Below are 10776 nucleotides of genomic sequence, written 5' to 3'. Positions count from 1 at the left end.
CAATGGTGGAACCGCGCACAGCCCGGCGAGATCGCCGACCAGTGGCAGCACGCCCAAGCGTGGCAGGAACACTCCCACGTCGCAGCGGAAGCCGCCGAGCGGATCCGCACCGAAACCGCCAAGCGGTATGGCATCGACGTGAACGCTCCGGGCGCGGACGAGAAGATCGTCGACTCCCTGCTCCGCGATGCGGAGAACCGGCAAGCCCGCGCCGCCGACGAACGCGGCCGCGCCCGCTCCGACACCATGACGGCCAGTGAGATTCTCGACGAAGCCGAGCGGGTAGATGCCGAACGATCCGACGAGACTGAACGCAACGAGACGAACGGCGAAGACGTCGAACCGCAGGCACCTGGCGGTGATTCGCTGTGCTCGGTGGCCGAACACGACTACGACTCCGCCGAACGACGCGGCGACGACGCCGACCAGATGAGAGCCGCCGGCCTCGCAGAAGAAGAAGTCGCCACCCGCATGCGCGCCGACCTCGACCAAGCCCGGCACCCGGTCGAGGCGGTCACCGGGGACGGCAGCCACCCCAAGGCCCGCAAGGGCCGGGCCAGACGTGGTAAGTCCGCCGAGCGGACGATGACCGGCCGGTGAGCATGAACCGGCTGATCTGACCCCAGCTGTCGTACCGACACGAAGCGAGGATGGACTCCATAGGGTCCACCCTCGCTTCATTCGACGTGTCCCGATTGACACCCCGAAAGCAAAATCATCACCGGACGGGGCTACCGGAACGGCGCTGGTCAGCGAGTCTCGGTCAACGGGCAGCTTTCGGGACGTGCCGGGGCGGGTTCGCCTTACGGGAGCGCGCCCCTGGGGCTTCAGGTGTATTCGACCACCACCTTGTCGATGGTGCCGGTGAACGGGAACGGGGCACGGTCGTAGTAGTCGAGGGAAACCGGGGAGCCGAGGCAGGTGCCGATGTCGAGGCAGTCGTTCGCGGTGAACAGCAGGGGTGCGCTGACGGGCACGGTGCTCTGGCCCACTTCCTGCCCATCAATGCACATCCGCACCTTGAGCGGGCCCCCGGGCCGGGGTTCGGCGTACTCGGTGATCACCTCGATGGTGCGTCTACCCGGCGGAATCGGGGTTGCCGAGCGGATCTTGGTGCGTTGAATGATGAACAGGTTGTATTCGTAGCAGAGGTGGCCGTCGTCGACGAAACAGGTCAGCCCGCCGCCGGCACCACCGAGCGCGTACAGCACTCCGGTGGCGTTGTCGGGGACGGTCAAATCGATCGTCACGCGGTTGTTCTTGTTGCCCAGTCCGGGAGCGCAGAATTCGGGCATCCGGGTGATGTCGCCGGAGAACTCCCAGCTCGTGTAGGGGGTGGTGATCCGCTGCTCGGGGTGCAGTGCGATCACCCAGAGGCCACCACCGATCGGGAGCGCATTGTTCTTCGCGGCCTCGATCGCGAACAGCTCCCGTAGCTGCGCGAGTTTGTCCGGATGTTGCTGTGCGAGGTCGCGGTTCTGGGTCCAGTCCTCGTCGAGGTGGTAGAGCTCCCAGGTGTCGTCGTCGGGGCTCCAGTCGCGGATGCCGCCGGGCGTGCCCGGCAACCACGGTGCCCGCGGCCCGAACGCCGAGGCCATCCACCCGTCGTGGTAGATCGCCCGGCTGCCCATGATCTCGAAGTACTGGGTGAGCTTGCCCGCGGCCGCGTTGCGGTCGAGGAAGGTCGGCGCGAAGCTGGCGCCGTCGATCGGGTCCTGCGGTATCCCGTTCACCGTCCGCGGCGGGGTGATCCCGATCAGGTCGTAGAAGGTGGGGATCAGGTCGTTGCAGTGCAGGAACTGGGTGCGTGGTGTGGGGTCGGGGGTGATCTTGGCCGGCCACCGGATCAGCATCGGGTTGCGGGTGCCGCCGAGGTGCGAGGCCAGCAGCTTCATCCCCTTGTACGGTGTGCTGCCCGCCCACGCCCAGCCGGCGTGGTACATGTTGTCGGTCTTCGGGGACCCTAGGACATCGAGTCCGCCGAGCTCGTCGAGCGCCGCGATGTGCTGCGCTGGGGTGGACGGGATTCCGTTCTGGGCGAGTAGTTCGCTGATGGTGCCGTTCTGGCCCTCCCCTGAGGAACCGTTGTCGCCCCAGATGTACAGGATCAGGGTGTTGTCCCGGTACCCGAGCCGGTCCAGTTCGTCGAACAGCCGACCGACCTGGACGTCGCAGTGCTCGGCATATCCGGCGGCGACCTCCATCAGCCGGCGCTGGAACGGTTTCTCGTCCTCGGGAATGTCGTCCCAGGCGGCCATGGTGGGGTCGCGGTCGGTCAGCTCCGCCTCGGGTGGGATCCAGCCCGTCTCCTTGGCGCGGGTGAATACCCGCTCCCGGTAGGCGTCCCAGCCGTCGTCGAACTTCCCGGCGTACTTGTCAGCCCACGGCTTCATGATGTGGTGTGGTCCGTGCAAGCAGCCGCTGGCCCAGTACATGAAGAACGGCTTGTCGGCGTCGAACGCCTTGTGCGTGCGAAGCCAGCCGATGGCGTCGTCGGCGAGGTCTTCACTGAGGTGATAACCCTGCTCAGGGGTTTTCGATGGCAGCACCACGGTGGTGTTGCGGACCAGGTTCGGCTCGTACTGGGATGCCTCGCCGGCGAGGAAGCCGTAGAAGTAGTCGAAGCCGAGACCAGTGGGCCAGTTGTCGAACGGACCGGCCGCAGTGGTCTCCTCGGCGGGGGTGTTGTGCCATTTACCGAAGGCGGCGGTGCTGTAGCCGTAGTGGCGCAGCACCTCAGCTCCCGTCGCGCTCGACTCCGGAATGTGGCCGGAGTAGCCATCCCAGTCGTTGGCCAGCTCGGCGATCTGCCCGTTCCCGACACGGTGGTGGTTGCGGCCGGTCAGCAGCGATGCGCGGGTCGGCGAACACATTGCGGTGGTATGGAATCGGTTGTATCCGATGCCCTCCTGCACCATCGCGTCGAGCGTCGGAGTGTTCACCTCACCGCCGAGACCACTCGGCAGCCCGGGTCCGGCGTCGTCGATGAGAACGACGAGGATGTTCGGTGCATCGGACGGCAGGCGCCGCTCCTTCGGGCGGGGGTTGTACACCGACTCCGCCATGGTGCGGCCGGCGATACTTCCCGACGGAGTCGGTGGGAACGGCAGGGTATCGCCCCCCGGAATCGGATCCGCGATAATGCCCATCAGCTCTTCCTTCCTGCGGTCGAGGACCGGACGTGCGGCGCCGCTCCGAACTGGTGGTGATCGGGCCCGCTCCCCTGAATTCAGCGAATCACGCACAACACCGAGTCGGGATCACCCATACAGGAGGAAATCGAGCGCAACCATCCCGTCAGCGGAGGTGGAGTTCGGCACCCACTCGCCGCGTAACGGTCTCGATGGGGCGCTGACCACCCCCTCGCACCCACAGCCGACCGACCCTCGCCTGCTCATGCACCAACTTTGCGTGTCGGCCCGGAGCGCTCTGCTTGCGCCTCCGCACCACTGTCCCTTCCACAGACTGCTCCGACGGTCGCCGCCCGCGCCTCACCCGCCGCGGGTGAGGCCGTCACCCCACAATCAGGACCAGGCTGGACGGGGGGCGCACACGCCACCGCCACCGCCACCGCCACCGCCACCGCCACCGCCACTGCGGGACACCGAGGACTAGGGAACGTTGCGATGACCACCGATTTCCAGGAAAGGGCCCGCCGGCTCCGCAACGCGGTGGAGCCGATCGCCGCCGGGGTGTATTTCGCCCCGGAAGCACACCAGGCGTACGCCGCTCTCGGGTTCGGTGGCAGCCCCACCGCCCAGGACGGCGTCGCCCGTCCGGACCTGAATGCGTACTTCGCCAGCCGCGGCGCCTGCCTGGGCCAGGTCCCCGGCGAGGTCGTCGCCGCCGCCTTCGGTTGCTTCAACCCCAAGGTCCTCGTGCCCGCCGTCGCGGCTGGCTGGCCGATCACCAGCCGAGAGAAAATCCTCACCGCCCGGGAACAGGCCGCGACCGCGATGCTGACCCGGGTCCTCGGCGAGCAGCCCGACGGCCTCGACCGGGTCACCGCCCTGCTCCGCCGCGCCGCCGACGCCGCACCCTGGGCGGGCCGGCCGATCTACAGCGGACTCTGTTCGCTCGGGTTCCCCGACCACCCGATGGGCGCGCTGTGGCGCGCCGCCGACCTCGTCCGCGAGCACCGCGGCGACAGCCACGTCATCTCCTGGGCGGTCGGCGGCGCTGACCCGGTGGAGATCCTGCTGCTCACCGAACAGTGGTGGGGGCAACCTGCCCGCTCCTACACCCCCTCCCGCGGCTGGGCCGCCGCCGACATGGACGCCGGCGTCGACCGACTCACCACGCGGGGCCTGATGACCGGCGACGAACAGCTCACCGAGGCCGGCCGGGCATTCCGGGAGGAGATCGAGGTCCGCACGGACGAACTCGAACGGCCGCTCCTGGACGCGCTCGACGACGACCTGGACGAACTCCTCGACCACCTCGACGCCTGGTCCGAGGCGATCATCGCCGCCGGCTCCTACCCGAAGCGCGTCGCCGGGATCTACAACGTCGGCGGCGGACCACACTTCGGCTCCGGCCTGACCATCGACACCGCAGCCGAACTGTACGAGGACAAAAACTAAACGCACCGCCCAACCGTTTCGCTACGCATCCATGGTGTCCCAGTGATCGATCCCTCACGGACGGCTGAGCAAGCGTTGGTTTGACGCCCGCTCTTTTCGGGCTGGCTCTCAGTTCGGTTCCAGCCATTAAACCCAGATCCACCCGAAGGGGCCCGGTTCCTTCTCCCGGAGACGGCGTACACCTCCGGACTCCAGGATGTCGAGGTGTATCGATTCCATCAGGGTGGGGGCGCCTTGCCACAGGCGTGGCCGTCCGTCGCGATCGAACACCGACATACGCTCCGTCGTAACCGGCTGCAAAGGCGGGGTCTTGCAGCTGGTGTGCCAATGCCCTCGATCGCATCACCAGCCAGGTCCCCGAGTCGGTCGTCCACGGCGGGAATGCCGAGGTGAATGGTACCGAGGCGATGGGGCGCAGTTCCTCGTCGAGTAGCTGCCCGCGCGTTTCCGACCGGCCGACGGCCAGTGGCGACCCCACATCCACCAGCGTGGTGTCACCGGAGTTCCAGAACGGGCGTGGCCAGGCCGTTCCGAGTTCGAGTGCACCGTCGAGGCGAACTCGCGCGCACCACGGCCCACGCTGATTCTGCGCGACTATCGTGCCCTGGGCTCCGGTGCGCATGAACAGGAGGAAGCCGCCCGCACCCGGGCTGACCGCCTCGATGTCCGCCGGCACATCAACGGTGGCATACACGCCCCCGCTCAACGTCCGCAGCACCACGGAACTGCTTGTGGCCCGATATGTCGGTGCCGCGGTGGCCAGCACGCCGTCCGTCAGTGCCGAGGCCGACGCCGAGACGGGGGCGGAGTCGACGATCGTGACGGTACCGGCGTGGTCGCAGTGTGCGATCCCGTCGGCCCCCACGACCCAGCAACCGGAGCCGTCGGCGTGAAGCCGGCGTGGTGTGTAACCCACGATCCCCGAGCGGCGAATCGCCCCCGGCACGGTGTGCGTGCTGGTCGAGCCGTCTCCTGCTCGGCGCACGAGAACAGGGCGCCCGACATCGAGTAGCCACAACACCGAACCATGGCCGGCCAATGGGCCCGCCCGAAACGCTCTCGTCGACCCCGTGTGTCGGGTCGAGGCCTCGTTGCTGCCGCTCATGCGCCTTTCGGCGAGTCGCTGAGGATCATTCTCAATACTTACCAGACTGTCAGACCTCGCGGTCAATGAAGCTGACAGTGATGCCATGAGGCTCCGAGCGGGGTTTCCGGAAGCGGACTCGGCGAACGGTCTCAACCCGGCACCTGTGTGCCGCGCGGGAGAGTCTTAGTCGCCGAGGTAGCCAGTCTCAGGATTGATCTGACCGAGGAAGTCGCGGATCGACTCGCGATGCTCGTCAATTGTGTTCGGCTGGAACGTGGATGGAGCGTTCGCTCGGTCCTGAATGCTGGAATAGGCTACGCGTTGAAAGCTGGAGAACCCGTACCCCTTGTTCGGTCCGGATTCCCAGTCATAATCGCAGGCGCCTGGTTCCTCTGGACGTAGCCTCACCGTGAAAACCTCGCCATCGACAGTCAACGTGAACGGCCCACCCTCAGCCGTCGGTCGACTGTCGCCTGCGGGCTCGTCGTGATCCCCAGTACTCATGAACGCATCTTCACATGCGCCCGCTAATCGGATCTGACGTTTCCGGTGCCCGACAGTTCGCGGTGACTCGTGCCGACACTGAGCTCTCGACGGGGAACCGCAACCGGATCCGTCATGGGACGGGTCGCCTTGTCGAGGAACACTGGTCTGCCTTGTTTCACGGCGGTGATGGCGTCGATGAGGCTAACGTCCTGACCATGCCTATCCGGGTCGGTGTCGCGTCTTTGAGCTGGTTTTCGGGTATGTACCGCCGTGGAGCTACGTCCACATCGGGAGAGCCATGTCGTGGCACATAGGCATGCTTCCACCGGAAACATCCGACCTCGGCGCCATCGCGCACGGACCCGCCGTCCTGGCGCGTAGCCCTGGCCTGCAGGTCGGGCTACGCACGATCATCGCGTACAAGGGTGGGCTGGAAATCGCCGTGGTGGTCGTCGCCACGGGCGCGCATGCCGACGTCCCGAACGCCAGTACAGGGCGCCGGCCGAGATCGACCCGGTCACCGGACGCCCGAACCCCCAACCGGTCTTCGGGGTGGCCTTCCGGTTCAGTGCCGCCGATGACTCGACCGAGCAACCCTTTCCCCGCCGCAGCACCGCTGCAAGGTCGAAGCCCGGCGTGTTCCGGCGCGAATTCTTGTACACCACGACTGAACTTCCGCGCTCCACCCTTCTGCGATATCTCGTCGCCTGGCCACAGGTCGGGCTTTCCCCCACCACAGTCGAACTCACACTCCCTGACCCGGATGATCTGCGTCGCCACATCATCCCCATGCCGAACTAAGCCGGTCATCAGGGGATGTCGGGTTCCGTCAGGACGAGGATGCCCGGAGGTGACTGCAACTGAAGGTCGAGCAGTTCGGCTACGACCCGGTAGCGTCCAGCCGCAAAATCCTCGATGTCCGATGCGAGGTTCACCTGGAGGGACATGCGGCCGCCCGGCGCGAGGTCGGGCAGCGGAGGTGCGTGGGTGAAGAACAGCACGCCGGTTCCCAGCCGTTCGTCGTCCGGTCCGAGCACCCACCCGTGGACAGTCATGTGATCGCCGACGTCGTTCATCCAAAGGTGGTCGGCGGTATTGAGCAGATCGATCGACAAGTTCGGCTGTGTGCCAACCGTGGCGGTCTGCTCGGCTGGCCACCGCAGTTCCAGCCCCGCCCGCCGGGCTGCGCAGGGCCGCCGCATCGGGACCGGGCCGGGATCGGTGCTGACGGTCCAGGCTTCTCCGATCCAGTGCAGGAACACCAACACCCACGCATTTCGCCGGTGGGGGTGTGGCGCGGCGAAGACGTCTCGCGGGTTGTCGATGAACTCCCAGCTGGGGAAGATCGGTCGCCATCCCTGACGGGGGAGATCGAGCAGGTCGTCGGGAGAGCGCAGGGTGAGCTTGCGGCCACTGATCAGGTCCCACAGCGACGAACCGGGTCCTTCGAGCGTCGCCGGATCGACTTCGAGGGAGCCGAGTTGAACCAGACCTGGGTCTGACTGGTTCTCTTCGGAATCCGACCTCCTCATTATCGAATTATCGCGCGCTGTCGAACCTTTTGGTCACATGATGCCCACCGACGAAGCATGTCACCGGTCACCGGTCACCGGTCAGCGATCGTCATCCGGGCTCCGATGGGCGGTCCGCTGACAGCGAGCGCTGCGACACTATGGCCATGACGTCTGATCTTGCGGTCAACCTCCTGGACACGTTCCCCGGCCGCATGTTGATCGATTGGTGGGGAGAGTGGCGCGCACTGCACCCGGAGTTCTCCTCCGCTGGGCAGTACGCCGACTCGATCGACACCGAGGACTACTCGGGCCGCGTGGCGATGGTCCTTCACATGTATCTGTACGGCGGCGACTTCAAGGACGTCATCGACCTCGACGCCTCCGACCCCGACATCGTGGAGATGAGCGAGGCCGTCGCGGCCGCACTGTGCTCACCCAGCCGCGAAACTCTGCTCTCCCCACAAAGTCATCACGGCAACCTCACCGAGTTCCGCACGCTAAGCGTCGCTAACCGCCACCGACCCAGCGCTTTACCGGACGGCGCCTTCTGGACGGCGACGAAGTTTGCTTGCGGAAACGATGCCTGGCTGCTCCATGGCGAACACGACGCAGAGCGCAGTCCGCTGCGCTACGACGTTCATTTCGACCCGGCGAAGGCGCGGATCGCGCGGGTCGATTCGGCGCTTGCATGGGAGGCGCTGCTGAAGGCACATCCCCGCGAGCACGAAGGGACCGTGTTTCCCGATTGGCCGTCGATCGCCCAGGAGTGGGACGCGGTCCACGTATCGCTTAGTGGACTGCTCTGCGCCGAGCCGCTGATATCGCAAGTGCCCTACACCGGAGAAGATCCCAGCGGCTATACCCACTGTCAGTCCGGCCCCTACGTCGGAGTCGCCGAATGGGCCGTTCCGAGCACAGCTTGGCTTCGTCCGTCAGCCCATATGAGGGTCGAGCCAACTGCCCTTGCAGGAGGCAGCGATCGATGACCGGTGAGCGATCGTTGATCGGTTCTCCTGGTTCCCCGAGTGCATATGGCACTGTGAGCGGATGGTTGAGGCCGATTGCAGGAGTGATCCGTACGGGTTGCAGGCATCGTCGAGAGGTGGTGGTGTGGCCCGCATTATGGCGTTGGCCGCGGTAATTATGGCTGCTGCCTCTTGCAGCACAGCACCGCAGTATCCGGGTGCGAACATCGAAACGCTGCCCGCGAATGCCGTAGGAGCCGTGTCCCTCGGCGGCCTCACCGTCGAATCATCAGGTGGTCGGACCCTGGTGTTCGTCTTCGACGAAAGCGGAAACGTCGTCGGCCGTATGGAAAACGGACGCGTCGACGGCAACCAGGTCGTGGCCTCACACCACAACGTGGTCACCGCCTCCTCCCGGGCAGTGACCACATTGACCGACACCGCCCGCATCGATACCCCGATCACCGAGCACACCGTTGCGTCGATCTCGAATAACCCGGACAGCGGCGCCACCACGATCTGGTTCAACAGCGGCCGCTCGAACAACTACGTGTCCGTCAGTGCCGAACACTGGATTCTGCAGGGTTCCGTTCCCGGCATGGTCCGCACGACGGCCTACTGCGGTGACCGTCACTTCGCGGTCGTCGACAACTGGCAGGCTGTTGATGCTCCCATCCCGAATCGGCTGTACGAACTGCCGCCCGGAGGAGAGCTGGTGGTGCGAGGCGAATGGGACAGCCCGAGCGATTACAGGCCCGCCTCACGCACATCGGTCTGCTCGCCAGACGGACAATCGATCCTCGCCCTCTACGGCACCTACCGTTACGGAATGGATGAGACCGTCGGTCCTGCTATGACCCTGGCGACGATCGATGTCGTCGACGGATCGCGAATCGAAACGCCACTGGTGATGCCCGAGGCTCGCGGTGGTGCCATTCGCGGAACCATGGCGGTGATGGGCGACCGGTTGTTCTGGCTCAACGAGGACGCAGACGTGCTGTCGGTTCCCGTTGCGGGATCGCCGACGGTAACCCATGAATGGACAATTCCCGAGGGTGCCGACGCCACCGTAAGCTCGGTGAGCGGCTCCGTTGTCACCGCCGTCAACTACAAGGGCCGCCCTGTGTTCTCCCAGTACGACCTGCTCACCGGAAACGCTCTCCGAGACCCCATCGAGTTGCCGTGGCTGGAATCGATCGTCGGATCCCCAGCCGGTGACACCACCTATGCGATCTCGAGTGTCACCGCCACCCCATGACCTGAGAGCGATCGGTTATCGCTCAGTCTCGTACGTGGCTGTCAGTACCCGGATCTTCGCGATGTGGTGCAGTAGGACCATGGCCTGGGATCCCGAAACGACTGATAGCCAGGACTGGGCCGAGCGCGGCCTCCGACTGGCAGCCGATACCACCGCCGGCACCTGGATCGTCGAACACGTGCACAACTTCGACCACACTGTCGCCGCCCTAGTGCCACCAGTGTTTCCCGCGTACGCCCGGATCTTCCACCCCGCGACCACCCTTGACGACGAGCCTGTGCGTTGGGCAGCCGTCGCCGCGGCCAACGGCACCATCGCGCACCCCGTCATGGAATGGGGATCCATCGTGGGTAGCTGGCACACCAGCGAACAGGAGGGTCTGTGGCACGACGCCCCGGTCACCGGCTCGTTACCCGCGCGAACAACACGCGCGCTGGCCGACATTCTTCGACGGTTCACGTCCACACCGGAGCTGTGCTGGTTCGCCCACTGGGAAGGATCCGGATTCCTCACCGTTCCGTCGAACTACTCGTGGCTGCCCATGCCCAACCGCAGGATGGCCCTGTTCTCGGGAGGAATTGATCTGGCTGATATCCGGTTCGGGGCCAATAAGTGGTTCCCGGACGGGATGAGCCCGCATCTGTGGTGGCCTGATGATCGGGCATGGTGTGTGGCGACGGACATCGACCTCATGACGACGTATGTGGGAGCATCGCGCGATTGCGTAAATGCCGTTGTCGCTGCCGGCGACCTCGAAGCGCTGCCCGTGACACCCGATCAGAGAGTCACCTGGGACAGCGACACAATCAACCCGCTGCCTTCCAGTCCGTCGGGCCGGTGGCCCACCCGCAAGTCCTGACCGACAATCGATGAGCACGCTCAC

At 65.7% G+C, this 10776-nt stretch carries 9 protein-coding genes; 6 read left to right on the top strand and 3 right to left on the bottom strand.

Annotation, left to right across the window (positions count from 1 at the left end; translation table 11 throughout):
• A partial coding sequence (locus tag MLGJGCBP_RS44810) for a hypothetical protein (RefSeq protein ID WP_201453368.1) occupies positions 1–600 on the top strand: 600 nt, incomplete at its 5' end.
• 227 nt (positions 601–827) lie between these two features.
• Here MLGJGCBP_RS44810 and MLGJGCBP_RS44805 read toward each other — a convergent pair.
• Positions 828–3149, bottom strand: coding sequence for an arylsulfatase (locus tag MLGJGCBP_RS44805; protein WP_160093622.1), 2322 nt, complete (start codon positions 3147–3149; stop codon positions 828–830).
• Between the two features lie 477 nt (positions 3150–3626).
• Here MLGJGCBP_RS44805 and MLGJGCBP_RS44800 point away from each other — a divergent pair, with 477 nt between their 5' ends.
• Both MLGJGCBP_RS44800 and MLGJGCBP_RS44795 read left to right on the top strand, forming a co-directional pair.
• Positions 3627–4583 (top strand): SCO6745 family protein, encoded by a 957-nt coding sequence (locus tag MLGJGCBP_RS44800; protein WP_201452910.1) that lies wholly within the window; start codon positions 3627–3629, stop codon positions 4581–4583.
• Between the two features lie 620 nt (positions 4584–5203).
• Positions 5204–5476, top strand: a complete 273-nt coding sequence (locus MLGJGCBP_RS44795) for a hypothetical protein (protein WP_160093621.1) — start codon at positions 5204–5206, stop codon at positions 5474–5476.
• Positions 5477–5853: 377 nt separating this feature from the next.
• Here the strand turns inward: MLGJGCBP_RS44795 and MLGJGCBP_RS44790 are convergent, their stop codons facing one another.
• Entirely contained in the window at positions 5854–6174 is a 321-nt protein-coding gene (locus MLGJGCBP_RS44790) for a hypothetical protein (RefSeq protein ID WP_160093620.1), read from the bottom strand.
• Between the two features lie 791 nt (positions 6175–6965).
• On the bottom strand, positions 6966–7688 hold the full coding sequence (locus MLGJGCBP_RS44785; protein ID WP_160093619.1) for a hypothetical protein: 723 nt from the start codon (positions 7686–7688) through the stop codon (positions 6966–6968).
• A 146-nt stretch (positions 7689–7834) separates the two neighbouring features.
• Here MLGJGCBP_RS44785 and MLGJGCBP_RS44780 point away from each other — a divergent pair, with 146 nt between their 5' ends.
• The 3 genes from MLGJGCBP_RS44780 to MLGJGCBP_RS44770 all read left to right on the top strand — a co-directional run bounded on the left by MLGJGCBP_RS44780 (position 7835) and on the right by MLGJGCBP_RS44770 (position 10752).
• Entirely contained in the window at positions 7835–8656 is an 822-nt protein-coding gene (locus tag MLGJGCBP_RS44780) for a hypothetical protein (protein ID WP_236580846.1), read from the top strand.
• A 124-nt stretch (positions 8657–8780) separates the two neighbouring features.
• Positions 8781–9893, top strand: coding sequence for a hypothetical protein (locus MLGJGCBP_RS44775; protein ID WP_160093617.1), 1113 nt, complete (start codon positions 8781–8783; stop codon positions 9891–9893).
• 79 nt (positions 9894–9972) lie between these two features.
• Positions 9973–10752 carry a hypothetical protein gene (locus MLGJGCBP_RS44770; RefSeq protein ID WP_236580845.1) on the top strand — a complete coding sequence of 260 codons (780 nt, stop codon included), beginning with the start codon at positions 9973–9975 and terminating at the stop codon, positions 10750–10752.
• Positions 10753–10776: the final 24 nt, after the last annotated feature.

It is taken from the genome of Rhodococcus sp. T7 (genome assembly GCF_009872365.1).
Classification (GTDB): Bacteria; Actinomycetota; Actinomycetes; order Mycobacteriales; family Mycobacteriaceae; genus Rhodococcus_F.
Note: the sequence above shows the minus strand (reverse complement) of the source record. Positions and strands in the feature narration are given on the sequence as shown.